Raw genomic sequence first — 22,770 nt, forward strand, 5'->3', positions numbered from 1 at the left:
TCGTAGACGTTCCATGGGAGAACGTCGTCACCACCTTTGTGATCGTCTAATCTCACGTCATGGACGTCCTCAGCGATCTGCTACACCGGGCCCGTGCCAGGAATGCGCTGGTCAGGCAGCTGATCCAGCGTCCTCCATGGTCGCTGACCTTCGCCGACGCCCCACCGCTCACGGTTGTGACCACGCTCGCCGGCCACGCCTCGGTACGGCTCGATGACGCGGGCACCGCACCGGTACGCCTCGCCGCCGGCGACATCGCCCTCATCACCGCACCCGGCCGGTACACAATCGCCGACGCTCCTTCCACCCCACCTCAGGTCGTGATCCAGGGGGGAAAGAAACACGTCATCGACGGGGACAGAGAAGCGCCGGGCGCTCACTGGAGCCTGGCACCCCGTACGTACGGCGACGGCCTGTCCGGGGCCACGATCATGCTCCGGGGCGCCTACGAACTCCGCGGCGACGTGGGCGACCGCCTGCTGGACATGCTCCCACCGCTGGCAGTCGTGCCCTCCGGGCCGCGGACCCGGGCGGCGCTGGACCTACTGGCCGCCGAGGTCGCCCACGACGAACCCGGTCAGGACGCCGTCCTCGACCGGCTGCTGGATCTCGTGCTCGTGCTGGCGTTGCGGGCATGGTGTGCCGGCTCAGAGCGGGCGCCCGCCTGGTACCAGGCGCTGGCCGATCCCGCGATCGGCGACGCGCTGCGCCTGCTGCATGAGGATCCCGCCCATCGGTGGACGGTTGCCGAGTTGGCCGCCAAGGTCGGCATGTCCCGCGCCGCTTTCGCCGCTCGCTTCAGAGCCCTGGCCGGCGAACCCCCGCTCACCTATCTCACCGGCTGGCGCATGACTTTGGGAGCGGACTTGCTCCGCGACACCGAGGCGACCGTCTCCGCAGTGGCCCACGAGGTGGGGTACGAGGACGCGTTCGCCTTCAGCGTGGCATTCAAGCGCGCCCGAGGCGTCAGCCCCTCGCTCTGGCGCCGCCAGATCCGCGACCAAGGCGACCTGGACGCCATGACCGACGAGGTCATCGGCTCCCCACCGCCGCCACCGTAAGGCCGAGTTCAGATCCGTCGTGGCCATACTCGGCCAGGCAGATACCCGCTGCCCTCCGCCCTTCAGACGCGATTGATCCTGGACACGCCGACCAACAGCCAGTGGCTCGTGGGCAATTCACACCGCCACCTGCACTTTCCCCGGTCCGCGGCGGGATGGGGCGGGGCGGACCCTCCCGCCTCCGTTGAGACGTTCACGCCTGGGAGCATGATTGGCGTGACCATGCAAGACCCGCACACCTCATACGAAGGAGAGCAGCTTTTCATGTCGCAACCGCCCGTGCCGCCCCCGGCACAAGGCTGGCCGCCGCATCAGCCTGGGCCGTACCAGGCCCAGACCCCTTACCCCCAGCCGCCCTCGTACGCCCCGGCACCGACCGGCCCCGGTGGTCCCGGCGGTCCCGGTGGCCCTGGTGGCGGGCGGCGCCGGCTCGCGGTCATCGTCGGCTGCGTCCTCGCCGCGTTAGTGGTCATCGGTGCCGGCACCGCTGTCCTGCTGCGCGACTCGGGCGACTCCGGCGACCCCGGCCCCGAGCGAGCCGGCGGGAAGCCAGGCGGCACATCCGCGTCGGCCACGCCGAAGCCCACCAGCGTCAAGGGCCGGGAGCTTTTTCAGGTGGCCGCGCCCGAGGTGAACGGTGCCGAGTACGTCGCGACGCCCGGCACCTGGGTCACATCCCGCTATTACGCCTCCGGTGCGAAGAACTCCGTCACCGGCTACGACCTGACGACCGGCAAGCTCGCCTGGACCGTCAATCTCTCCGGCGGCCTGTGCCAGGTCTCCCGTGACGTCACTCGCAACGGCCTGATCGCCGTCGTGATCCGCGAGTCAACGAGCGAGCGGAGCAGCGACTGCACACGGTTCGCGGTGATCGACGTGAACAAGGGCACCAAGGTGTGGGAGAAACCGCTCACGGACGACGGCATCGGCCGCGGCGCGGACCTGACCGTCGCCATCAGCGACACCGTCGCTGCCGCGGGCTGGCCCAGCGGATCCGCCGCGTTCGACGCTTCCAGCGGCTCCCCGCTGTGGGACGCCCCGGCGAAGGGATGCTTCCAGGAGGAACACCTCGGCGGAAGCGAGCAGTTGCTCACCCTCGCCTATTGCCGAACCGCCGACGGCATGCGGTTCCGGGTCGGAGAGCGTGACCCGCGGTCCGGGAAGGCGACCTGGAAGTACGAGATCCCGAAGGCCAAGGGCGGCGCCTGGCTGATCTCCAGCATGCCGCTCGTGGTCGGCCTGATCCAAAGCGACAACGGCCTCGACGCCGAGCAGTTGGTGACCGTCTCCGAGCAGGGCAAGGTGCAGTCCACCATCGAACTCGGCGATGACTACATCGCCGGCTGCGGCGACGCCGGCACCTGCGCCGCCACCGTCGTGGCAGGAGACACCGCCTACCTCGCCAGCGACCCGCACGCTTACGGCAAGGCCAACCAGATCACGGCGTTCGACCTGCGCACCGGCACACGGATCCAGACGTTCAAGGCGCCGGGGAAGTCAACCTTGATCCCGGTGCGTGCCGACGGCAAGGCGCTGATCGCACTCCAGAAGGGCGATGTCTCGACGGCCGGTCGCGTCCTGCGGCTGGACCCCGACACCGGGAAGGCCACCACGCTGCTACAGCTTCCGGACGAGGCGCGTCTCGGCTTGCAGACCCTGGCCGACAAGGACGTCAAGCACCCCGCGCTCTACGCGGACGGCCGGCTCTTCCTGCACCGTGGGAGCGGCTACTCCGAGGGCGACACCAACCGCATCCCCATGACGCTGGCGTACACGAACCACTAGCCGGCGGTCCGTTGCCCAGGTCCGGGGAATGTCGTACTCACGGCCACAGGACCAGAAGAAGGCCGTGAGTACGACACCCGGAATGAGACGCCAGGGGCGGCGTTCAGCCGCGGACCAGTTCCAGCGTCTTCTTCAGGTTGTACTCGGCGATGCCGGCCATGAACGCCCGGTCGGGGAAGTCCCCGTCGAGCAGCCGCAGTGGCCCCGCCGTCAGCGAGAGCCGCTGTGCCAGCATGTAGAGTTTCAGCCGGTCCTCGTCCAGTCCGTCCACCGCCAGCGGTCGATAGGCGTCGTGCAGGCGGATCTGCAGAAAGACGTGCTCCCACTCGACGTCGAAGTACATCGAGCCCTCGATATCGATTGCCACGGGGTTCCCGTCCGCGTCCACCAGCACATGGTCGGGCCCCAGTTCGCCGTGCACGACCGCGTACAGCGCGCGCGGCCGCACCGCGGCCGCCAGGCTCAGCAGTCGCTCCTCCAGCCGATCGCGAGCTGCCACGATCCGGGGATCACGCGACGCCGCCTCGGCAAGGTCCCGCAGCGCACGGTCCAGGACGACTCCCTCGCACGACGTCCCGCGCGACGTTCCTCCTCCGTCTACCACGGCCACCTTGCCGTACGTGGGGACCCGATGACGCCGCATGGCCTCCAGTGCTTCCCCGAGCCGGGCCATGACCGGGGCAGCCGCGCGTGGGTCGCGCGCGAGTAGTTCCTCCAGGTTCTCGCCCGGGATGTCCTCGACGATCGCGAGGTCGGCCGGACAGTGGGCGCCGTCGCGGTCGACGAGACGGATTGCCGGGACGCGGATGCCGAGTGCATCCAGCCGCGCGTGCGCGGCCTCGAACAGGCCGAGCCCGAGACCGGGCGAGAACGGGTCGGTGAGGTCGTCGTCGCCCTCGGCCGTCGGCCAGTAGTTCTCGGCGTCGTCCCACAGGTAGGCGATCGCCGTCGTCGCGTCGTCCATCACCAGGCGGTAGACGCCCTTCTTACTGCCGCCCGCCACCCGCGGGGCCGCCACCAGCCGCCGCCCGCCGCCCAGCGCGGCCCGCGCTGCACTCGCCACCTGCTCCCTCGTCACTGACCTGGGTGCCACGTTCCGAACTGCCTCTCCTCCACCACAACCCGCCACCACAACCCGCGTACCCTACGGGAGCATCGGCACGGGAGCGATGGGTTTTCCGCATCCGAGGCGCCGAGCCAGACCTCGGCCCAGACCTCGGCCGTATGTGGCCGCGTTCGTGACAACCTGATGGCGATCCGGGACTCACCGCCGATCCTGCGTACCGACCGAACGTTCGGTTAGTGTCGCCTCGTGTCTGTTCTCAGTAGTGAGGTGGCATATGGCCCAGCAGGATGCAGCCAGTACGGTCGGCGATGACGTCTCTTCAACCCAAGTCGCCGACGTGATCCGCCGGTTGGCGCTCGATGAGAAGCTCAAGGAGCAAGTGCCGTCCGATCCGATGCCAGGACCCCTGGCGCGGCGCATCGCCCGCCGGTACGTGGCCGGCGAGACGGTGGCCGAAGCGCTGGCGCAGGTTGCCGAGAGCAACCAGCGCGGACATCGCGCCACCGTGGACTACATGCGTGAGAGCTGCCGAGACGCCGACCGCGCCAATGCCGCGACAGACGTTTTCGTGGACGTGAGTGAGCGTCTGGCCGCGGCCGGGCACGACTGCTCCGTCTCGCTTGACCTGTCCCACATCGGCCTTGCCGTGGATGCCGGGTTGGCGCTGCGCAACGGCCGGCGGATCGCCGAGGCGACCGAGCCGCGGGCCAGGAGATGATCCTCTCCATGGAGGGATCGGACCGCACCGATGCGGTCCTCGACGTTCACGGCGCACTGTGTGAGCAGTTCGACCGCGTGGGGATCACCATTCAGGCGCGGCTGCACAGGACTGTCGACGACCTGCCCGCCTTGCTGCGCCGCCCGGGGCGGATCCGATTGGCCAAGGGATCATTCTTCGAACCGGAGACGATCGCCTGTCCACGTGGCAGCCGCGAGCTGCACGAGGCGTATCTGAACTGTGCCCAAGCCCTGGTCGACAATGGCCACCTGTGCTCCTTCGCCACCCACGACTGGAACATGCTCGATGCGCTGGAGCCGATGCTGGCCGGCCGTGCGCACGACCAGGCCGCGCCGTGGGAGGTCGAGACCCTGCTCGGACTGGGTCCCGATCGGGTTGCCGCCATGCGGGACAAGGGTCACCCCACCCGGGAGTACGTCGTCTACGGCACTGAGTGGTGGCTGTATGTGTGCAACCGGATCGCGGAAGAACCGCAACGGTTCTTCCGCGCCGTCACCGACGCCGCCGGCTGGTAGGGGCCGGTTCAGCTGAGGAGTCAGGAGATGAGCGAGCGGCCTGTGGGCGCCAGGCGCAGTGTCCGGGGGGCTGCTGTCTGTTCGCTCTCGATGCCCGGCAGAAACTCCCGGGTGAGGGGGTGGTCCCGCACTTCGGCGAGGTGCCGGCGATACGCACTTTCGTCGGGGTACGAGGTGAAGACCGCGGCGACGTTCTCTCCGGTGCGGACCGGCAGCCTGGCGAACGTGTTGTGCGCCGTCTCGGTGGTCAGGACGGCGAGTGGCGCGGGTCCCGTCTTGTGGAGCACGGGGAGGAGGCCGTCCCGGATGAGTGCGATGCCGTCGGGCCGTCCGGGAGGGAAGGACCACACGGTGGCGGACACGAACCGGTCCGGTGCCGGAGCACCGGCCTGGGGCCGCTCGGGCGGGCAGACGGCGAAGCCGCTCCCGTCCGACAGGGGCCGCAGCAACAGGACATCGTCGGAGTCAACCATGGTGTCGTTGGCCTGGGGACCGTGCTCGGCCCAGACAGGTCCGCTGTAGAAGGCCGTCAGCGCACGGTGCCGTACCGCCATGTCCCGGAACCCGCGCAGCCAGACGAAGCGGTTCGGATCGTCAAGGTCCCGGAACTGGCCGAGCACGACCATCCCGGTCTCTTCCTGCGTTTCGACGAACTCCCGGTCGAACAGCTCGATGAGCTCATCACGTCGGCCGGGACGCAGCGTGTACTGGCGAAGCTCGATCACAGCTGGGCGGCCGACGGGGTCGGTGGGTGACACGGCGGAACTCCTGTTCGGTGCTCTTCTTCGGGTGTTCGGGGGTGGCTTTCCGGCTGGTCCTTCGGCCGGAGCCGGATGTGCATTGACGCTAGAGGAGCCGTGTGCCAGGGGCTGTCAGGGTTTCCGGGGAGAATGCGCCCATGTCTGCAGGTCGATTGCTGTCGCTGCTGTTGTTGCTGCAATCCCGTGGCCGCATGTCCGCGCGCGGGGTCGCCGATGAGCTGGGGGTATCCATCCGGACCGCCTACCGTGATCTGGCACGGCTACAGGCTGCCGGGGTCCCGGTCTACGCGGAGCCGGGCCGCGGGGGCGGCTATCAGCTGCTCGACGGCTATCGCACCCGCCTGACCGGGATGAGTGAGGGCGAGGCACGTGCGCTGTTCTTCGCCGGACTGCCCGGGCCCGCCGCCGACCTGGGCCTCGCGGCGGAGGTGACGGCGGCACGGCTGAAGCTGCTGGCCGCGCTGCCGACGGGACTGCGCGAGGAGGCGGCGCGGACCGCCGCGGTGTTCCACCTGGACGCTCCCGGCTGGTACCGGGAGCCCGAACAGACGCCGCAGCTGCCCTTGTTCGTCGATGCGGTGCTCACCGGGCGTGCGGTGGATGTGTGCTATCGCCGTTGGCGTGCGCCGCATGAGGTCAACCGCCGCCTACGCCCCTACGGCCTGGTGCTCAAATCCGGAACCTGGTATCTCGTGGCCGCCGCCACGGACAGCCGGATCGCCACCTACCGGGTCGCCCAAGTCCTCGACGCGGTGCTGACCGACGAACGGTTCGACCGGCCGCAGGGATTCGACCTGGGCGCGTACTGGACCTCCTACCTCGACGATTTCCAGGCACGCCGCTACACCGGCACCGCCACCATCCGGCTGTCCCCACAGGGACGCCGACGCCTGCCCGACAACGTCCCCCCGGAGGTGGTACGGGCAGTCGACTCCACCGCGACCGCCGTCGGCGACGAAGGGTGGGTCGAGGCCGTCATCCCGACCGAGAGCACCTACCACGCATGCGGCGAACTGCTGCGCCTCGGCATCGACGTCGAGGTCGTCGCGCCGGCCGAACTGCGCCAGGCCATGGCCGCCACCGTGGGCGTACTCGCCCGGGCCTACGGACTCCGCTGACGTCAGGACGCGCGTCCGGCGGTCGTGGTCACCGGGTTCTTCAGACGGGGGCGAGGTTTCAGCGGCCGCGCGGCAGCGTATAGCCACGCCTTCGCCCCAACCGGGAGATGACCAGCAAGACAGCCAGTTCGCCGAGTACCAGCAGGAAGACCCCGGCCTCCGGCAGCACCGAGCCCATCAGATCGCCACGCGAGCGGTATCCCCAGTCATCGCCGGCGAACACCGTGGAGCCCTTCCTCATCGGCTCGGTGCCCGCGTCGACATCCCCCTCGCCCGTACGCTCGTCGGAGAAACGCCACTTGCGCGGCAGGTGTACAGCTGCGTTCCCTTGTAGTTGTGAGTGGAGCACTGCCGCACGTCCAGCACGTCGGCCCGCTCCCCCGTGACCAACCGCTCGACTTGCCGGTACTGCCACAAGGCCAACCAGACGAGGGCGACCGAACTCAAGGCAACCAGCAGCCGGAAAACATGCCTCCGATGTCGCTTCCCCGGCCGTTCGAGCATCCCTGTCGGGTCCGGTTCCACCCTCACCCACCCCCGGCGGTCACCATAATCGAGGCAAAGGTGGCTGAGGAGTCACGAGTCCTGGCAATTGTCCCGCGGTATTGGCCGGTTGCTGCTGCACCATCCGAGCGACCAGGCCACGAGCGAGAATCAGGTCAGGGTCTCGTTGGTCCCGTAGCGCAGGTCTCGCCCATCAAGCTTGATCCCGGCCTCCTCAGGAAGCAGCGGTTGCCTCAGCGTGGGGAGGAGTAGCCGGGCCCAGTGGACCGTCACCACGGCTTCTTCGCCGTGCTCGATCAGGGCCTCGGCTGCCATGTCCATCAGCAACTCGGGGTCGTCGATCCCCTCGGCATCACTGCCCGGCTCCGGCTCGCCTCCGATAGGTTCGTGGTCTTCGTTGAAACCCATCTCGGCGAAGCCAGGGATCCTCAGTCGAAGGTACGGAAACAGGTCACGTTCCATGACAGGTTCGCCTTGCTGGTAGACCCGCAGCACAAGGGTTTGCTGCGTTCCTGGTGTGAGGTCGAACGCGCCCTGCGAGCAGATGTAGTCGACCACACCTGACTCTGTCGACGGCAGGTTGTTGTGTATCGCTATGTGCTCCAACTTGGTGCTGCCAGACCAGCATGTGCCTTCTATGAGAGAGAAGCTGTACATAACTCCTCGCTCTGCCTGTACGAGAGTGCGTGTCCACCAGCATGCAGCGGGTGCCTGAAAAGGAGGCTCCGCTCCCCGAAATGGTCAGGCAGTAAGCCGGCGGACGGCGTTCACCAGGCCGTCGACGTCCTCCCGTGTGGTCGCGAAGGAGGTGACGAAGCGGACGACTCCCGGCTCCCAGCGGTCGTGGTAGAAGGCGAAGCCCTCGGACAGGAGTCCGTCGATGACGCGCTGGGGCAGGCGGCAGAAGACGACGTTGGCCTCGACCGCGCCGGGGAAGCCGATGTCCGGCAGGGCCTTGAGCCCTTCTTGGAGGCGGGCGGCCACGGCGTTGGCATGGGTCGCGTTGTGCAGCCACAGGTCGTCGGTCAGGTAGGCGGCGAGCTGGGCGGCGTGGAAGCGCATCTTGGAGGCAAGTTGGCCGGCGCGCTTGGCGCGGAAGGCGAGTTCGGGGGTGAGGGAGCGGTCGAAGACGACGATGGCGTCGGCGGTCATGGTGCCGTTCTTGGTGGCCCCGAAGGAAAGCAGGTCGACGCCGGCCTGCCAGGTCATCTCGGCGGGGGTGCAGCCGTGGGCGGCGACGGCGCCGGCGAAGCGTGCACCGTCCATGTGGAGGCGCAGGCCCGCTTCCTTGGCGATGGATCCGAGGGTGTGGAGTTCGTCGAGGGTGTAGTCGGCGCCGGTCTCGGTGGCCTGGGTGATGCTCACCACGGAAGGCTCCACACTGTGTACGTCCCCCCGCTTGTGCCGGGCGGCCGCCCGTAGCGCCTCGGGGTCGATCTTGGCATCGTCGCCGGGGAGCGGGACGAGCTTGGCGCCCGCGGTGTAGAACTCGGGCGCGCCGCATTCGTCGTTGTTGATGTGGCTGTCGCGGTGGCACAGCACGCTGCCCCAGGGCGGGGTGAGGGCTGCCAGGCTCAGGGCGTTGGCCGCGGAGCCGGTGGAGACGAGCAGTACATCGACGTCACGGTCGAATATATCGCACAGGCGGCGCCGTACGTCGGCGGTGAAGCTGTCCGCGCCGTACGGTGCGGCCGGCCCGGCGGCGGCCCGGGCCATGGCGTCGATGATCTGCGGTGCGGCCCCGGCGACGTTGTCGCTGGTGAAGGCGCGAGCGTAGGGGGTGGTCGTGCTCATGGTGTGGGCCCTGACTTTCGGGGTGGCTCTCAGCTGACGATGGGCGAGGCGATGACGACGGTGACGTCCGCCGGTTCGGTGCCGGTGCGGTAGACATGGGGGGCGTCGCCGGCGAAGGCGAGCAGATCGCCCGCCCCCAGCAGGCGCGGGCTGTCGGTGGGCCCGGCGGTCAGCCGACCCGTGGCGACCAGCAGGTGCTCCACGGTACCGGTCGCATGCGGCACGCCCGCCAACTCGGTGTGGGCAGGCATCCGCAGCCGCCAGATCTCCAGGCTGTGGCCGCTGCTGATCCGGCGGAGCAGTTCCCGGCCGACCTCGTCCTCGGCGAGGTCGGTGCCGGCGACGAACACCGGGCCGGGGTCGGTGTCGCGGGTCAGCAGGTCGGTCAGCGGGATCCTGAGCGGGATCCTGAGCGCGATCGCGAGCGCGTCGAGCGTCTCGATCGTCGGATTCCCCTTACCGGCCTCCAGTTGCGACAGCGTCGCCTTGCTCAGGCCCGCGCGCCTCGCCAGTTCGGAACCGCTCATCCCTCGCTGTTCACGACGCCAACGGATCTGCGCTCCCACCGCCGCGGCGGTGCTGCTCGTCGACTGCCCGGACGGCGGGGCCATCACCGCGCCCCGTGAGCGGCGGAATACGACACTAGGCGCTCGTCCTGGGCGTGCTTGTTCCGCCAGATGATGTAGCGGCGGATCATGCTGCCCTGCTCCTTGTGACTCTGGTGATCGGTGCCGTCGAGGGTGAAGTAGCGCAGGGCGGTGAACTGCGCCTCGATCCGGTTCAGCCAGGAGGAGTTCGTCGGGGTGTAGGCGATCTCCACGTTGTTCGCCTCGGCCCACGTCTCGACCCGTCGGCACCGCTTCGTGGTCAGGTGCGGGGAGTAGTTGTCACAGACGATGGCGATCCGCACCGTCGCGGGATAGAGGCTGCGCAGGTAGCGGCAGAACTCCAGGAACTTGGAGCGGTTCTTGGTCTTCTTGATGTGGCCGTAGAGCTTGTCCTTGCCCAGGTCGTAGGCGGCGAACAGGTGCCGGACCCCGTGCGGGCGGGTGTAGGTCGCCCGGCGGCGGGGTCTGGGTTCGCGGTCGGGGTCCTTGTGTCGGCCGCCGCGTTCGGCCCACTGCCGTCCGGGGTGCGGTTGGAGGTTGAGCGGGCCGAACTCGTCCAGGCAGAAGACGACTTCGGGCTCGCCCTCCTCGGGGATCACCTCGCCGTCGGCGATGGCGTAGAGGTGCCCGACCCGGGCCTTCTTGGTGGCGTAGTCGGGGTCGCGGGAGGTCTTCCAGGTCTTCACGCGTTGAAAGGAGACGCCCTCCTCGCGGAGCAGGACCCGCAGGCCCTCGTGGCTGATGTCGTCGACCACACCCTCGGCGACCAGGAAGTCGGCCAATTTGGCCAGGCTCCAGATCGAAAACGGCAGGCCGTGCGCAGCCGGCTTGGACTTGGCGATCTTCTTGATCTCCCGGCGTTCGGGCAGCGTGAACGTCCTCGGTCGGCCGCCCTTGTACTTCGGGTAGAGCGCGTCGAAGCCGTCGGTGTTGAAGTTGTGGATCACGTCTCGGACCCGGTCCGCGCTGGTGAACGTCACCTCGGCGATCTTCGCCACGCTCATGCCCCTGGGCTGACAGCAGCACCATCTGCGCCCGCCGCCAGGTCACCACCGACCCGGTGCCCCTGCGGACGATCCGCAGCAGCCGCCTGCCCTCGTCGTCATCGAACTCCCGCACCTGCACCCGCTCGGCCATGCCGAACAGTCTGGACCGAACGCGCTGGCCGGGAACGAGTTCCGGGCCGGCGCGCGCCGGGTACTGGGATCTCGTGTCAGCTCAGATGCCGGGCGAAGAACCGCAGCGAGCTGTCTACTTCGAACCACGGCACATCCCCGTGTTTTCCGGGGTTGGCGTGCAGCGTCTTCTCAGCCGAGGCCAGGGCGTCGAACAACACCAGGCTCTGGTCCCGCGGCACCATCTGATCGTCCCACTGGACCAGGAACTGCACCGGCGCGGTGATCCGCCCGGCGTCCTCGGCCAGCCCGTGCACGCCGAGCAGGCCCAGCACCGCCGCGCGAATCCGGGGTTCTGCGGCAATAAGCGGGATGCCGAGCCCGCAGCCCATCGACATGCCGCAGTAGCCCACGGGGCCGACGCCGACCTGGTCGAGGCGCTGGACCGCGGTCAGGACCGCTTGCCAGTCCGCGACGGCCTGAGGGGCCAGATAGCTGTGCATGCCGGCGACAAGCGCGCCCGGATTCTCACCGGCGGCCATGCCGGCCCGCATCTCGGCCGCGATCCGGCCGAACTCCTTGTCCTTGGGCCGGTCTCCGTGGTTGGGCGCGTCGATCGCAACGACCGCGAAACCCTCGGCGGCGTAGCGGCGCGCGCGGGACACGGTGCCGGGGGCCGTCTTGTGTTGCCCGCCGCCGTGGCCCAGCAGAATCAGGGGACGAGTACCGCAGGCGTCTTCCGGCGTCCACAGCACGCCAGGGATCTCGTCGAGGGTGAAGAACTGTTCGGTGACGCCGTCCGACGACGTCTGGGAGGTGAAGCGCATCAGCGTTTCAAGCCTTTCGGGATGCCTTGTGCGGGCGCTCCCTAGGCCATGCAAAGGAGGGAGCCCCGACTGGTCACAGCGTTGATCGGACTCACCTCCTCGAATGTGCAGTGGTGCACGGCGACGCCGAAGGTATCACAAAGATCATCACCCGCACCTCGCCAGGGCGAACGTTGCCTGATGCGGCACTGGCTAGGGGCCTGTCCGGCGGATCATGCCGGAGGCCCCTGGTCCCGAGGAGGGCTCAGCGCTTGAGCGTGAAGGTGAAGTCGTCGGAGTGTTTGCCGCTCAGCCGGACTGCCGAAACGAGCTTGCCCTCCGTGATCAGCCTCTCGACCTCGGCCCGCGAAAGACCGCAACCTTCAGCGATCAGTCGCACCGGCCGGACAGGAATCCGCGCCACAAAGCGGACCGAGACGTCGATCACCTCGCGGTCCAGGTGATCCGATCCGCCGGTGTCGAGACGCCAGGCGTTGTCCCAGTCGAGGGCGATGCGATTACGGCGCTGCACGACCGGATCCTGGAGCAGCTCAGCTGTCAGCCCAGGGTCGTTGTCATGCAGCCGGTCCAGCAGCTCGGGTCGTACGGAGCGCACGTTCATCCGCTCCAGGACCGTGAGCTTTGCGGTTTCCCCGCAAGCGGTACAGAGCACGAGGAGCCAGGCGTCGATGAGCTTGTGGTTTGCGTTGACGCGAAATTTACCGCTCGCCCGGAAGCGCTCGGACGCGCACGCGTGGCAACGGCGGCGAACGAGCGGCAGGCAGGTGGGCACGACCACCCAGTTGTTGAGCACAGAAGTACACCGGTTTCAGTGAGAAGTCCGCAGCAAAAAGCAGCGCGGCGCATATGCGCGACGCGCGACAAATCAGCGCTCGGGAGGTCTCACAGGGTGTACAACGGCACGTCCTTGACTAGACGACTTGATTCGGCAGCACGGTAGTGGCGCACAGCGGCACTGGTCCACTGGTTAACCCAGGGACAGACGCATACCGGCCCCCGCCCACCCCGCCCGTCTCAGGACCACGGCGAAAGGGCACGGCCAGGTGTCGGTACTCCCGCGGGGTCATCTCGTAGGTGGCCCGGAACAGGCGGCTGAAGTGTGCTGGGTCGGCGAAGCCCCAGCGGGCTGCGATGGTCTGTATCGGTCGGCTCTTCAGACTCGGGTTGGCCAGGTCGTCGCGGCAGCGTTCCAGACGGCGGCGGCGTATCCAGGCTGCTGGTGACGTGTCGCTCTCGGCGAACAGCTGCTGGAGGTGGCGCAGAGAGATGTGGTGGGCGTCCGCGATCGTCTGGGGAGTCATATCCGGGTCGGTGAGATGCTGTTCGACGAAGGTGTTGATCTGGGTCCGCAGGGCGTTTCTGCGGGTCTCCGGACTCAGCGCCTCCTCGGCATCCGTGCAGCGGGCGAGTGCGGACGCCAAGAGGTCCAGGGTGACCGAGGCGAGGGTGGGGACATCGGCTGGGGTGAACTCGCCGGCGCGCGTATTGAGGTCGGTCAGCCAGCGGGTGAACACCCCGCCCATGCCGCGGCGCCCGTTGATCGAGACGCCGAGGAGAGACTGCGCCGCCTTTTCCGGCAGCGGCAGCAGTTTCCGAGGGAACTGCACGGTCATATGCGACCAACCGCCGCGGACGGCGTGGACATCGCCGTGATAGGGCCGACTGGTATCCATCACCACCAGGTCACCGACCCGCAGCGCGGTGTCACGTCCGGCCAGGGAGAGAGCTCCCTCCTGACCGAGAAGATAGTTGATCTGGTACGCATCGGGATCGTACTGCCGGATCAGCTTCGCCGTTCGCACGATCTCCAGATGCGAAAAGGACATCGTGGAGACCTCTAACTCCCCCAAATGCAGAACTCGCATATTGGCACGGAAGTCATCCCGATCGTTGCTGCGCAATCGGTTGGGCACGTGCGATCGCGCGGTCACTTCGCTGAACAGCTCGAACCGCTCCGGCGGTGCCACAACCTCCGTGCTGAACTCGGTCACCAACATGTCCCACCCCCCATATCCCCCGGTCACACCTACGGTTCTTCGGTGGTGGAACGACCATGCACAGCCGGGCTTACCGAGGCCTGCCATAAACCTTGAATCCGCTGGTGGCAGCCCGAGTACACCGGCTTGCGGCCGGAAGATCCCGACGGGACCGAACTGCTGCTTGGCCTGGCGGTCAGCGGAGCCTCACACGACCTCCTACCGTGGCGCCACGGCCACGAATACGCCCCGTGCCGCCGTTCCGTTCGGCCAGGTCCACCCGGCGACGAGGTGTCCGGACGACCTCTGCGCGGCCTCGGCCTCGGCCTCCGCCGGCCGCAGGACGCGGTTGACGTGAACATCAAGCCCGTCGTCAGTGCCAGTGCCGTGCACGGTGACGGTCGCGTCAGGGGTGTCGCTCTTGCTCTGGTGCTGCGGCACCGCCTCGCCGTGCAGGAGCGCGCGCAACTGCGCCATCACCACCGGGTCGTGGACGCCATCGTAGATCCACCGGGTACCGAGCACCCCGTGCTCAGAGGTGCCGATCAGCGCCTCGCTCGGGGCGCCCTCCAGCGCCGCACCGCGGTATCCCATCGGCACCAGATACGCCACCGGCTCCTGCGCGGCGCGGTCCACCACGACCATGAACTCGATCCCGACCGCGCCCTCCGGGTCGTCCAAACGGAACCCACCGGCCTTCACCAGTTCCGGCGTTTCCGCGTTGCCCACGTACCAGCTCTGCTTCGGCAGCCACTCGCTGAGCAGTTCCAGCTTGGTGGGCGTCATGGTGGTGTGGTGGATGGAGGCCATGCGAGCTCCCTCATACGTAGATCTGGACACGTCCCCTTAACGGGACGTGTCGAACCTACAAGAAACGGCTGTCCCTTCTCATGGGCCAACCGGGAGCAGCAGTCCCCCCGTGAGCCGGACGAGTTCGCCTGCCGTGGTGGGGAAGATCGTGTGGGGAGTTCCACCGGCAGCCCAGACCCGGGAGTAGTCGGTCAGGACTTCGTCGACCACGGCGGGAAGGGCGCGGGGGTGGCCGACGGGCGCCACGCCCCCGATCGCCTGTCCGGTGGCCTGACGTACCTGCTCGGCGGTGGCGCGCCGGAGCCTGCCACGTCCCCATCGGGCGGCGAGCGCGGTGGTGTCCACCCGGTGTCGGCCGCTGGTCATCACCAGCACGGGCTCATCGTCGGAGATGAACACGAGGCTGTTGGCGATCGCGCCCACGTCGCACCCCAGGGCTGAAGCGGCCTCGGCCGCCGTGCGCGCCGACTCCGTCAGCTCGCGCACCTGGCCGGCGATGCCGGCCGCGGCGAGGACGCGGGCCACCTGCATGCTGCGAACGGGCAGGGACGTACTTTCCTGGGACGCCATGTGACTCCTCCGTACAGCGTCGTACCATCGCGCGTTCCATATACAGAACGTTCTGCATGTGGAACGATAGATCTCGCGAGGCACCAGATCAACCGAGCCTCGGTGGCGAGAAGGGGTAGCCATGGATCTGGCCGCTCGCGTCGGCTTGCGCCTGCGGGAGTTGCGCGAAGCTCAGGATTTGTCACTGTCCGAGCTGGCGCGCAGGTCCGCCATCGGCAAGGGAACACTTTCCGAACTGGAAGGTGGGCGGCGCAACCCCACACTGGAAACGCTCTACGCCCTCACGACAGCGCTCAAGGTGCCTCTCAGCACAGTGCTGCACGGACTCGCGCTTCCCGCCGAGATCTCCGGTCGCGCCGTGGACGCCGTCCTCACCGAGCGATTCGAAGACGCCTCCGCGGTCACGGAAACCTACCGAATACGCATCCGCGCCGGAACGACGCAGGAGTCCGCCGCCCACTCCCCCGGCACCACAGAGCGCATCGTCGTACTCGCGGGCACCGCACGCGTCGGTGACCCTTCCGCTCCTGTCTCGATCGGCCCTGGTATGCATGGGAGTTGGGCCGCGGACGTACCACACCTGTATCAGGCACCATTCGGAGACGTCGAGGCGCTGCTGGTCGTGCGCTACCCGCAGTGATGCACTATCGGCCCCGCACCGGACCGACGGCCCCAATGCCCACAGACACAGTCATCCAGCAGGAGAGCACATTGGCCACCACAGCCCCACAAGGCGTCCCCTCCCCGTCACCCAGGCCCGGTGCCATGCCCCTGCCTCCTGAACTCGCTCCGGAGGCCGTCAAGAGGTGGCACTCGACCTCGGGGGCAGTGGTCGACTTGCTGGCCCAGGCGCGCGAGCTCGGCGGGGTCAGCGCGGTGCGCCTCGGTCCGCGCCCCACGGTGCTGGTCACCGACCCGCAGGCGGTGCAGCACGTCCTCGCCCTGCACCCTGACCGCTACGTCAAGCGCTCCCATCGGGCCCGCGTGCTGGTGGGAGACGGGGTGCTCTCGGCCGTCGGGGAACCGTGGAAGCGTCAGCGCCGCCTTCTCCAGGCCCAGTTCACCGGAGCGGGGATCCGCCGCTATGAGCAGCGGATCGTCGGCGCCGCACGCCGCGCCGCCGACCACTGGGCGGAGTGCGCACGTACCGGCACGCCGACCGACGTCGGCGACGACATGCGCTTCTTCGCTCTGGACACCATCTGGCGCTCCCTCACCGGCCACCCCCTCGACGAGACCACGAACCGCGAACTCGCCGCGGTCGAGGCGGTGGGGGCCGCCCTGCCGGCCACCCCCTCCGCGTCGGCCGACGTAGCCGAACTGCGCGCCACCGTGGCAGCGGACCTCGCGAGGATCGACGCCGTCGCCGAACACGCGATCGCGGCCGCCCGCCAAGGAGAGGCGGGACCGGAAGGCCCCGGCCTGCTGAGCGTTCTGGTGGACGCCGGCCAGACCCACCCCGAGTACACCGACCAGCTGATCCGCGACGAGCTGGTCACCCTGCTTGCCGCCGGTCACGAGACCACTGCCACGACGCTGTCCTGGCTGTATCTGCTGCTCGACCGCCACCCCGAAGCCCGCCGCTGGGCACTGAACGCGGGCCCCGCGGGCTCACCCGAGCGCGAGAGGGCCATCCGGGCTCTCGCTTCGGAGACCCTGCGGCTCTATCCGTCGGCATGGCTGATCCCCCGTCACGCCACCGAGGACGACACCCTCGCCGGCTACCACATCGCGGCCGGCACCGACATCTTCGTATGCCCGTACCTCACCCACCGCGACCCGGCGCTGTGGCCCGAGCCCGAGCGATTCGCCCCCGAGCGGTTCACCACCGCGGACGAGGGCCGCCCCTCCTCCCGGCACGGCGCGTACTACCCCTTCGGCCTCGGCGCACGAGCGTGTCTGGGCGCGCAGTTCGCCATGCGCGAGATGACCGTGTTCCTGGAGCACCTGCTGCCCGCCTTCTCCCCCTCCTTCCACGCCATCCCGGCCTCGCCGGTCTTCGGGTTCACCGTCCGCCCCGACGGCCCGATGCCCGCCACCATCACACCCACTCCGGACGGCTCGTAGAGCGCCCGGTCACCCGCGCCGGTTGGGCCGTTGAGTCTCGGGGCCTCATGCCGACCGCCCGTGCAGCCGGATCCTCGGGGGTCTTCGGCTGCGCGGGCGGTCGATGGAACTACGGAACCGGGCGTAGGGCCCTCTCAGGCATGCCGTTCTCAGAGGTGCTGCTCGGTGGCCCTGGCCCGCTGGTACTCGTTCTGCCGCTCGTCCGTGATGTACGCCGGCACCGGGAAGTCCCACCAGCCGGGCACCCAGGGGCCGGCGGCGTCGCGGTCCGTCACCACCTCGACCAGGGCGGGCGCCCCCGACTGGACGGCCTTGCGCAGGGTCGGCTCCAGGGAGTCGGTGTCGGTGACCTTCCACGACTGGATTCCGAAGGACCGGCCCATGGCCGCGAAGTCGGGGCTGTACGGCGAGCCGTCGGGGTGCGAGAACTCGACGCCGATGTGGCGCGAGGTCTGCTTGCGCTGGCCACCGCGGATCGACATGTATCCCGCGTTGTTCTGGACGACGAAGACCACCGGCGCTCCGGCGGTGACGCTCAGAGCGATCTCCTGGGCCGTCATGAGGAAGTCGCCGTCGCCGAGTACGCACACCACTGTCCGGTCGGGCCGGGCCAGCTTGGCGCCGATCGCGGCCGGGACGGCCCAGCCCATGGAGGAGAAGCCGCCGGAGGTGAGGTGGGTGCGCGGTGAGTACACGGGGAACGTCTGCTTGACCGCGCCCTGGGTGTTGCCCGAACCGGCGACGATGATCGCGTCGCGCGGCAGGACCGACCGCAGGGCGCCCAGTGGGCGCTGCGAGGTGAACAGGAAGCGGTCGCTGTCGCGGCGGCCGGCCAGTTGCTCCACCCAGTCCCGATGACCGGTCGCGTCGCGGTGCGCAGTACGTCGACGGCGCGTTCCACGGCTTCGGGGTCGGGGTGCTGGCGGCCGACGGGGAGGCGCCGTTCGAGGTCGTGGAGCTCCACGTGCGCGGCCTCGACCTGCACATCCATCGGTACTTCGAGGTGCACCGGGCCTGGACGGCCGGTCAGCATGGAGTTGAAACAGCGGTGCAGGACGAAGGGAAGCTCCTCGACACGGGTGACGACCCAGTGCCGTTTGCTGACGGCTTCGGCCACCTTGGGGAAGTCGTTGGCCGTGTAACGGTCGAGCTCCTGGAGCAGTCCGTGACCGCGCGTATGGGTGGGCGGGCCGCCGGTGATGACCAGGACGCTGGTGGAGTCGGTGAAGGCGGTGCCCATGCCGATGACGGTGTTGCTGGCGCCGGCGCCGATGGAGGTCACCGCGGCCTGGGGGCGGCCGGTGACACGAGCAGAGCGCCGTCCGCGAGGTGGACGGCGCTCTGCTCGTGGAAGGTCTGGATGAAGGGGATCTTGGATTCGTCGTCGAGGAAGGCGTCGGTCAGCGACCAGATGCCGTGGCCGGGAATGCCGGCGACGTAGTCGACCCCGTAGTTGCGCAGGGTTCGCGCGACGATCTGGCCTCCGGTGAGGACAGGCATGTGGTTGCTCCCACTCAGCTCGGTTCGGTTCTTGTGGTCACGACGCAGTGGTCACGACGCAGTGGTCATGACGTAGCGATCACGACGTAGTGGTCATGCGCTCCGCCGGGCGGCCCGGGCGAAGCCCTGGGCACACAGCCGGGTCACGTCCGGGTTCTACAGGTCGTCGAGGTCGTGTCCGACCGCGCTGTAGAACACCCGGCCCTGTCCCCAGGTCCGTGTCCACGCCTGCGGGATGGTCTTCCGTCCAGCCACGGCAGGTGCTCGCCGGTGAAGGTGGTCTCGGCCAGTACGTGGTTGTTGGGGTCGACCGACATGTAGTACTGCTCCGAGGCGACGCGGAAGTCCCTGACCCCTGCGGTGATCGGATGGCCGGTGTCCGTGATGGTGACCTGGTAGGGGTGTTTCACGCCATCTCCGGCCGGGTGCTCGAGAAAGCTGCCGCCGATCAGCCAGTGGTACTTCAGGCTCATGCGGAACGCGGCAGCCGCGCCGTGCCAGGCGGCGATCCCGGTGCCGACCTCCACCGCCCCCAGAAGACTCGTCTCCTGGGCGGCGGTCAGTCCCTCGGACAGCGGGGCGTTGTTCCAGTTGAGGGCGATGAGGTCGTAGCCGGTGAGGTCGGCGTCGAGCGCGAAGATGTCGTTGGTCTCGTCGACGTCGAATCCCAGGTCCTTGAAGATCGGGAGGGCCCATTGTTCGGCGACCTGGTAATCGTCGAGGCAAGATTAGACACGAACATGCCAAGCAGCAGTCCGGAGAGCGCCAGGCTGACCGCCTTGGCCGACATCCGGCCGGGCGGTGCTGCCCCCGGCGGGCCGGCCGGGTGGGGACCCTCGGGCGGGACCGGGGCGCCGCCGGTGGCGGCGGCGCTGTCCGCGCCCGGCTCGGCCGGTTCATACGGATTCGGCCCCGGTGCGGGTCGCGACGGCACTGACCACCGCTTCCTCGGCCACCGCACCGCGAGCCAGCAGCCGCGGCAGCATGAACGGGTTCCCGCAGATCATCTTCATCCGGAGGAACCACAGGTCCTGTTCCGCCTGGAGGCGTTCGACGCTCGGGACGAACGCCTGGCGCAGCGCGCCGAGGAGGGGAAGGGCCCGGATCAGTGGCGAGAAGTTGGGCGCAGAAGTCGTCGCCGTCGACGAAGTGGTCGCCGATGAGCGCATCGTCCTTGGTGGCGAAGTAGTTGAAGTACGTCCGCGGCGACACTCCGGCCGCCTCGCTGATGTCCTCCACCGTGACGTGATCGAGCCCGCGCTCCGACACCAGGCGCAGAGCAGTCAAGATCAAAACCGTAGGACATAATTGCAACCACTGCAATGTTCACTGGTCGGGCCGACACCCGGCCCAACCCGCCTGGCCAACTGGCCTGTTGATGGCGCTCAGGAGACGGCGAGGCAGCCGATAGAGCATTTACGCAAGCGACTTGCATAACTTGCGATACTCTTGCGTGTATGACGCGACGACTTGCCGAAGTGGCGAAAAAGGTGGGGGTCAGCGAGGCCACGGTCAGCCGGGTGCTCAACGGCAAGCCCGGGGTGTCCGAAGCCACCCGGCAGTCGGTGCTGGCCGCCCTGGACGTCCTCGGCTACGAACGGCCCACGCAGCTGCGCGGCGACCGCGCCCGCCTGGTCGGACTGGTCCTGCCCGAGCTGCAGAACCCCATTTTCCCGGCGTTCGCCGAGCTCATCGGTGGGGCACTGGCCCAGATGGGGCTGACTCCGGTGCTGTGCACACAGACCAAGGGCGGGGTCTCCGAGGCCGACTATGTGACCCTGCTGCTGCAACAGCAGGTCTCCGGCGTGGTGTTCGCCGGCGGCCTGTACGCGCAGGCCGACGCGGAGCACGGCCACTACCGGCTGCTCGCCGACCGCAACATCCCGGTGGTGCTGGTCAACGCGGCCATCGAACAGCTCGGCTTCCCGGGCGTCTCCTGCGACGACGCCGTGGCGGTGGAGCAGGCCTGGCGCCATCTGACCTCCCTCGGCCATGAGCGGATCGGGCTCGTGCTCGGGCCGGGTGACCACATGCCGTCGGCCCGCAAGCTGGCCGCCGCCCGAGCCGTCGCCGGCGACCTGCCGGACGAGTTCGTCGCCCGGGCCATCTTCTCGATCGAGGGCGGCCAGGCCGCGGCCTCCCGGCTGATCGACCGGGGGGTCACGGGCATCGTCTGCGCCAGCGACCCGCTGGCCCTGGGGGCCATCAGGGCCGCGCGCCGCAAGGGACTCGGCGTGCCGTCGCAGGTATCGGTCATCGGCTACGACGACTCCGCGCTCATGAGCTGCACCGAGCCGCCGCTCACGACCGTGCGCCAGCCCATCGAGGCCATGGGCAGGGCGGCGGTGGAGCTGTTGAACGCGCAGATCAGCGGATTGGCCGTACAGGCCGAGGAGTTGCTGTTCGAGCCCGAACTGGTGGTGCGCGGCTCCACCGCGCAAGCCCCGCAGGGGTGAACTCGACCCGGACTCGGATCCTGTCGATTGTTTTCAGTTTCTGCGCGACATCTTGCAGCACGATGTCGACGGTGCTTGAGTGTGCGGCGCACCCACGGCTGTGTGCGCTCCGCCCACCGGCGTGGGGCTTCCCTGCTCCTGTCCAGAGGGGTCCACCATGAGAAGCACCGGGTTCCGTCGTCGCCTCATCATGCTGAGTGCCTGCGCCCTCGTCCTCACCGCATGCGGCTCGGACAACGACGCGGCGAGCGGAAAGACGCGTATCACCGTCAACTGCATGCCGCCCAAGAGCGCCAGGGTCGACCACGCGTTATTCGCGGAGGACGTCGCCTCCTTCGAAAAGCAGAACCCGGACATCGATGTTGTCGCGCACGACGCGTTCCCCTGCCAGGACCCGAAGACATTCGACGCCAAGCTCGCCGGCGGCCAGATGGAGAACGTCTTCTACACGTACTTCACCGACGCCAAGCACGTCGTCGACATCGGTCAGGCCGCCGATCTCACTCCATACATCAAGGAGCTGAAGAGCTACGACACCATCCGGAAGGAACTGCGCGACATCTACACGGTCGACGGCAAGGTCTACGGCATCCCGCGCACCGGCTATTCGATGGGCCTGATCTACAACCGCAAGCTCTTCGAGAAGGCCGGCCTCGACCCCGACAAGCCGCCGACGACCTGGGAGGAGGTCCGCGCCGACGCCAAGAAGATCGCGGAGCTGGGCGGCGGAACCATCGGCTACGCGGACTACAGCGCGCAGAACCAGGGCGGCTGGCACTTCACGGCGGAGCTGTACTCCCAAGGCGGCGACGTCGTCAGCCCCGACGGCAAGAAGGCGACCATCAACACCCCCGAGGGGCGCGCCGTCCTGCAGAACCTGCACGATATGCGCTGGGCGGACGACTCCATGGGCAGCAAGCAGCTCCTCATCCTCAACGACGTCCAGCAGCTGATGGGCTCCGGCAAGCTCGGCATGTACCTCGCCGCGCCCGACAACATCCCGATCCTGGTCAAGGAGAAGGGCGGCGACTACAAGGACCTCGCCATCGCCCCCATGCCCGGCGGCAAGGGGACGCTCATCGGCGGCGACGGCTACATGTTCCACAAGGGGGACTCCCCCGCCCAGATCCGAGCCGGTCTGAAGTGGCTCGACCACATGTTCCTCACGCCGGGCAAGGGCTTCCTCGGCGACTACGCCCGCGCCAAGAAGCGCGACGCCCCCGTCGGCCTGCCCGAGCCGCGGCTGTTCACCGGCGCCGCCGACGCCAAGGACCAGCGGATCAAGACGGCCAACGCCAATGTCCCCGTGGAGAACTACCGGGCCTTCCTCGACGGCAACCAGGACCTGCGAATGAAGATCGAGCCGCCGAAGGCCCAGCAGATCTACTCCGTCCTCGACGGAGCCGTCTCCGCGGTCCTGACCAAGAAGGACGCCGACATCGACGCGCTCCTCGATGACGCCTCCGGCAAGATCGACAGCATCCTGGCGCGGAGCTGA

24 protein-coding genes and 3 pseudogenes are annotated in these 22,770 nt (G+C 68.5%); 9 read left to right on the forward strand and 18 right to left on the reverse strand.

Annotation, left to right across the window (positions count from 1 at the left end):
- Window positions 1–59: 59 nt before the first annotated feature.
- Together ACH4U7_RS40655 and ACH4U7_RS40660 are read left to right on the forward strand one after the other, a co-directional pair.
- Entirely contained in the window at window positions 60–1,061 is a 1,002-nt protein-coding gene (locus ACH4U7_RS40655) for an AraC family transcriptional regulator (protein WP_398532804.1), read from the forward strand.
- Window positions 1,062–1,325: 264 nt separating this feature from the next.
- Complete coding sequence (locus tag ACH4U7_RS40660) at window positions 1,326–2,846, forward strand: PQQ-binding-like beta-propeller repeat protein (RefSeq protein ID WP_398532805.1); 1,521 nt, start codon at window positions 1,326–1,328, stop codon at window positions 2,844–2,846.
- Window positions 2,847–2,949: 103 nt separating this feature from the next.
- Here the strand turns inward: ACH4U7_RS40660 and ACH4U7_RS40665 are convergent, their stop codons facing one another.
- The gene (locus ACH4U7_RS40665; RefSeq protein WP_398532876.1) at window positions 2,950–3,924 is read right to left on the reverse strand and encodes a phosphotransferase family protein; all 975 of its coding nucleotides are present in this window, start codon (window positions 3,922–3,924) and stop codon (window positions 2,950–2,952) included.
- A gap of 262 nt (window positions 3,925–4,186) precedes the next feature.
- Between ACH4U7_RS40665 and ACH4U7_RS40670 the strand changes: the two genes are divergently transcribed.
- Together ACH4U7_RS40670 and ACH4U7_RS40675 are read left to right on the forward strand one after the other, a co-directional pair.
- On the forward strand, window positions 4,187–4,630 hold the full coding sequence (locus ACH4U7_RS40670) for a hypothetical protein (protein ID WP_398532806.1): 444 nt from the start codon (window positions 4,187–4,189) through the stop codon (window positions 4,628–4,630).
- Between the two features lie 8 nt (window positions 4,631–4,638).
- A complete protein-coding gene (locus ACH4U7_RS40675) occupies window positions 4,639–5,166 on the forward strand; it encodes a proline dehydrogenase family protein (RefSeq protein WP_398532807.1) in 528 nt (175 codons plus the stop codon).
- A gap of 20 nt (window positions 5,167–5,186) precedes the next feature.
- Here the strand turns inward: ACH4U7_RS40675 and ACH4U7_RS40680 are convergent, their stop codons facing one another.
- The gene (locus ACH4U7_RS40680) at window positions 5,187–5,924 is read right to left on the reverse strand and encodes an NIPSNAP family protein (protein WP_398532808.1); all 738 of its coding nucleotides are present in this window, start codon (window positions 5,922–5,924) and stop codon (window positions 5,187–5,189) included.
- Window positions 5,925–6,064: 140 nt separating this feature from the next.
- On the opposite strand from ACH4U7_RS40680, the gene ACH4U7_RS40685 reads away from it, so the two are divergent.
- On the forward strand, window positions 6,065–7,045 hold the full coding sequence (locus tag ACH4U7_RS40685; RefSeq protein ID WP_398532809.1) for a helix-turn-helix transcriptional regulator: 981 nt from the start codon (window positions 6,065–6,067) through the stop codon (window positions 7,043–7,045).
- A gap of 58 nt (window positions 7,046–7,103) precedes the next feature.
- Here the strand turns inward: ACH4U7_RS40685 and ACH4U7_RS40690 are convergent, their stop codons facing one another.
- From ACH4U7_RS40690 to ACH4U7_RS40735, 10 genes and pseudogenes are all read right to left on the reverse strand, one after another.
- Window positions 7,104–7,394, reverse strand: coding sequence for a hypothetical protein (locus ACH4U7_RS40690; protein ID WP_398532810.1), 291 nt, complete (start codon window positions 7,392–7,394; stop codon window positions 7,104–7,106).
- 305 nt (window positions 7,395–7,699) lie between these two features.
- Window positions 7,700–8,107 carry a hypothetical protein gene (locus ACH4U7_RS40695; RefSeq protein ID WP_398532811.1) on the reverse strand — a complete coding sequence of 136 codons (408 nt, stop codon included), beginning with the start codon at window positions 8,105–8,107 and terminating at the stop codon, window positions 7,700–7,702.
- Window positions 8,108–8,290: 183 nt separating this feature from the next.
- On the reverse strand, window positions 8,291–9,343 hold the full coding sequence (locus tag ACH4U7_RS40700) for a threonine aldolase family protein (RefSeq protein ID WP_398532812.1): 1,053 nt from the start codon (window positions 9,341–9,343) through the stop codon (window positions 8,291–8,293).
- Window positions 9,344–9,372: 29 nt separating this feature from the next.
- Window positions 9,373–9,954 (reverse strand): helix-turn-helix domain-containing protein, encoded by a 582-nt coding sequence (locus tag ACH4U7_RS40705; protein ID WP_398532813.1) that lies wholly within the window; start codon window positions 9,952–9,954, stop codon window positions 9,373–9,375.
- Window positions 9,954–11,088 (reverse strand): annotated as a pseudogene (locus ACH4U7_RS40710) (IS630 family transposase). Before ACH4U7_RS40710 ends, ACH4U7_RS40705 begins: the two are co-directional and overlap by 1 nt.
- Window positions 11,089–11,164: 76 nt before the next feature.
- The gene (locus tag ACH4U7_RS40715; protein ID WP_398532814.1) at window positions 11,165–11,893 is read right to left on the reverse strand and encodes a dienelactone hydrolase family protein; all 729 of its coding nucleotides are present in this window, start codon (window positions 11,891–11,893) and stop codon (window positions 11,165–11,167) included.
- 244 nt (window positions 11,894–12,137) lie between these two features.
- The gene (locus ACH4U7_RS40720; RefSeq protein ID WP_398532815.1) at window positions 12,138–12,686 is read right to left on the reverse strand and encodes a DUF1062 domain-containing protein; all 549 of its coding nucleotides are present in this window, start codon (window positions 12,684–12,686) and stop codon (window positions 12,138–12,140) included.
- A 118-nt stretch (window positions 12,687–12,804) separates the two neighbouring features.
- A complete protein-coding gene (locus ACH4U7_RS40725; protein WP_398532816.1) occupies window positions 12,805–13,890 on the reverse strand; it encodes a helix-turn-helix domain-containing protein in 1,086 nt (361 codons plus the stop codon).
- 198 nt (window positions 13,891–14,088) lie between these two features.
- Window positions 14,089–14,679, reverse strand: a complete 591-nt coding sequence (locus tag ACH4U7_RS40730; protein WP_398532817.1) for a 1,4-alpha-glucan branching protein — start codon at window positions 14,677–14,679, stop codon at window positions 14,089–14,091.
- A gap of 78 nt (window positions 14,680–14,757) precedes the next feature.
- On the reverse strand, window positions 14,758–15,249 hold the full coding sequence (locus ACH4U7_RS40735; RefSeq protein ID WP_398532818.1) for a YbaK/EbsC family protein: 492 nt from the start codon (window positions 15,247–15,249) through the stop codon (window positions 14,758–14,760).
- Between the two features lie 121 nt (window positions 15,250–15,370).
- Here ACH4U7_RS40735 and ACH4U7_RS40740 point away from each other — a divergent pair, with 121 nt between their 5' ends.
- A complete protein-coding gene (locus ACH4U7_RS40740) occupies window positions 15,371–15,889 on the forward strand; it encodes a helix-turn-helix domain-containing protein (protein WP_398532819.1) in 519 nt (172 codons plus the stop codon).
- A 125-nt stretch (window positions 15,890–16,014) separates the two neighbouring features.
- On the forward strand, window positions 16,015–17,316 hold the full coding sequence (locus tag ACH4U7_RS40745) for a cytochrome P450 (protein ID WP_398532820.1): 1,302 nt from the start codon (window positions 16,015–16,017) through the stop codon (window positions 17,314–17,316).
- A 149-nt stretch (window positions 17,317–17,465) separates the two neighbouring features.
- Here the strand turns inward: ACH4U7_RS40745 and ACH4U7_RS40750 are convergent, their stop codons facing one another.
- The 6 genes and pseudogenes from ACH4U7_RS40750 to ACH4U7_RS40775 all read right to left on the reverse strand — a co-directional run.
- Window positions 17,466–18,161, reverse strand: coding sequence for a thiamine pyrophosphate-dependent enzyme (locus ACH4U7_RS40750; RefSeq protein WP_398532821.1), 696 nt, complete (start codon window positions 18,159–18,161; stop codon window positions 17,466–17,468).
- 356 nt (window positions 18,162–18,517) lie between these two features.
- Window positions 18,518–18,598: pseudogene (locus tag ACH4U7_RS40755) on the reverse strand (hypothetical protein); the annotation flags it as partial.
- Window positions 18,595–18,816 carry a thiamine pyrophosphate-binding protein gene (locus tag ACH4U7_RS40760; protein WP_398532822.1) on the reverse strand — a complete coding sequence of 74 codons (222 nt, stop codon included), beginning with the start codon at window positions 18,814–18,816 and terminating at the stop codon, window positions 18,595–18,597. The gene ACH4U7_RS40760 and the pseudogene ACH4U7_RS40755, both read right to left, overlap by 4 nt.
- A 143-nt stretch (window positions 18,817–18,959) precedes the next feature.
- Window positions 18,960–19,499, reverse strand: coding sequence for a ThuA domain-containing protein (locus tag ACH4U7_RS40765; RefSeq protein WP_398532877.1), 540 nt, complete (start codon window positions 19,497–19,499; stop codon window positions 18,960–18,962).
- A gap of 213 nt (window positions 19,500–19,712) precedes the next feature.
- On the reverse strand, window positions 19,713–19,985 hold the full coding sequence (locus tag ACH4U7_RS40770; protein ID WP_398532823.1) for a hypothetical protein: 273 nt from the start codon (window positions 19,983–19,985) through the stop codon (window positions 19,713–19,715).
- Window positions 19,986–20,040: 55 nt separating this feature from the next.
- Window positions 20,041–20,085, reverse strand: a pseudogene (locus tag ACH4U7_RS40775) (hypothetical protein); the annotation flags it as partial.
- Window positions 20,086–20,273: 188 nt separating this feature from the next.
- Here ACH4U7_RS40775 and ACH4U7_RS40780 point away from each other — a divergent pair.
- Complete coding sequence (locus tag ACH4U7_RS40780; RefSeq protein WP_398532824.1) at window positions 20,274–21,272, forward strand: LacI family DNA-binding transcriptional regulator; 999 nt, start codon at window positions 20,274–20,276, stop codon at window positions 21,270–21,272.
- Window positions 21,273–21,429: 157 nt separating this feature from the next.
- Window positions 21,430–22,770: an ABC transporter substrate-binding protein gene (locus ACH4U7_RS40785; protein ID WP_398532825.1), complete on the forward strand. Its 1,341-nt coding sequence runs from the start codon at window positions 21,430–21,432 to the stop codon at window positions 22,768–22,770.

The sequence above is a fragment of the Streptomyces sp. NPDC020845 genome, assembly GCF_044334165.1.
Taxonomy (GTDB): Bacteria; Actinomycetota; Actinomycetes; order Streptomycetales; family Streptomycetaceae; genus Streptomyces.

Bases quoted from the DNA above. Each gene is read 5' to 3' on its own strand.
- ACH4U7_RS40715 (WP_398532814.1), bottom strand. From the start codon at position 11,893: ATGCGCTTCACCTCCCAGACGTCGTCGGACGGCGTCACCGAACAGTTC.
- ACH4U7_RS40705 (WP_398532813.1), bottom strand. From the start codon at position 9,954: ATGGCCCCGCCGTCCGGGCAGTCGACGAGCAGCACCGCCGCGGCGGTG.
- ACH4U7_RS40655 (WP_398532804.1), top strand. From the start codon at position 60: ATGGACGTCCTCAGCGATCTGCTACACCGGGCCCGTGCCAGGAATGCG.
- ACH4U7_RS40700 (WP_398532812.1), bottom strand. From the start codon at position 9,343: ATGAGCACGACCACCCCCTACGCTCGCGCCTTCACCAGCGACAACGTC.
- ACH4U7_RS40670 (WP_398532806.1), top strand. From the start codon at position 4,187: ATGGCCCAGCAGGATGCAGCCAGTACGGTCGGCGATGACGTCTCTTCA.
- ACH4U7_RS40675 (WP_398532807.1), top strand. From the start codon at position 4,639: ATGGAGGGATCGGACCGCACCGATGCGGTCCTCGACGTTCACGGCGCA.
- ACH4U7_RS40735 (WP_398532818.1), bottom strand. From the start codon at position 15,249: ATGGCGTCCCAGGAAAGTACGTCCCTGCCCGTTCGCAGCATGCAGGTG.
- ACH4U7_RS40660 (WP_398532805.1), top strand. From the start codon at position 1,326: ATGTCGCAACCGCCCGTGCCGCCCCCGGCACAAGGCTGGCCGCCGCAT.
- ACH4U7_RS40785 (WP_398532825.1), top strand. From the start codon at position 21,430: ATGAGAAGCACCGGGTTCCGTCGTCGCCTCATCATGCTGAGTGCCTGC.
- ACH4U7_RS40740 (WP_398532819.1), top strand. From the start codon at position 15,371: ATGGATCTGGCCGCTCGCGTCGGCTTGCGCCTGCGGGAGTTGCGCGAA.
- ACH4U7_RS40725 (WP_398532816.1), bottom strand. From the start codon at position 13,890: ATGTTGGTGACCGAGTTCAGCACGGAGGTTGTGGCACCGCCGGAGCGG.
- ACH4U7_RS40685 (WP_398532809.1), top strand. From the start codon at position 6,065: ATGTCTGCAGGTCGATTGCTGTCGCTGCTGTTGTTGCTGCAATCCCGT.
- ACH4U7_RS40770 (WP_398532823.1), bottom strand. From the start codon at position 19,985: ATGCGCTCATCGGCGACCACTTCGTCGACGGCGACGACTTCTGCGCCC.
- ACH4U7_RS40730 (WP_398532817.1), bottom strand. From the start codon at position 14,679: ATGGCCTCCATCCACCACACCACCATGACGCCCACCAAGCTGGAACTG.
- ACH4U7_RS40780 (WP_398532824.1), top strand. From the start codon at position 20,274: ATGACGCGACGACTTGCCGAAGTGGCGAAAAAGGTGGGGGTCAGCGAG.
- ACH4U7_RS40745 (WP_398532820.1), top strand. From the start codon at position 16,015: ATGCCCCTGCCTCCTGAACTCGCTCCGGAGGCCGTCAAGAGGTGGCAC.
- ACH4U7_RS40760 (WP_398532822.1), bottom strand. From the start codon at position 18,816: ATGCCTGTCCTCACCGGAGGCCAGATCGTCGCGCGAACCCTGCGCAAC.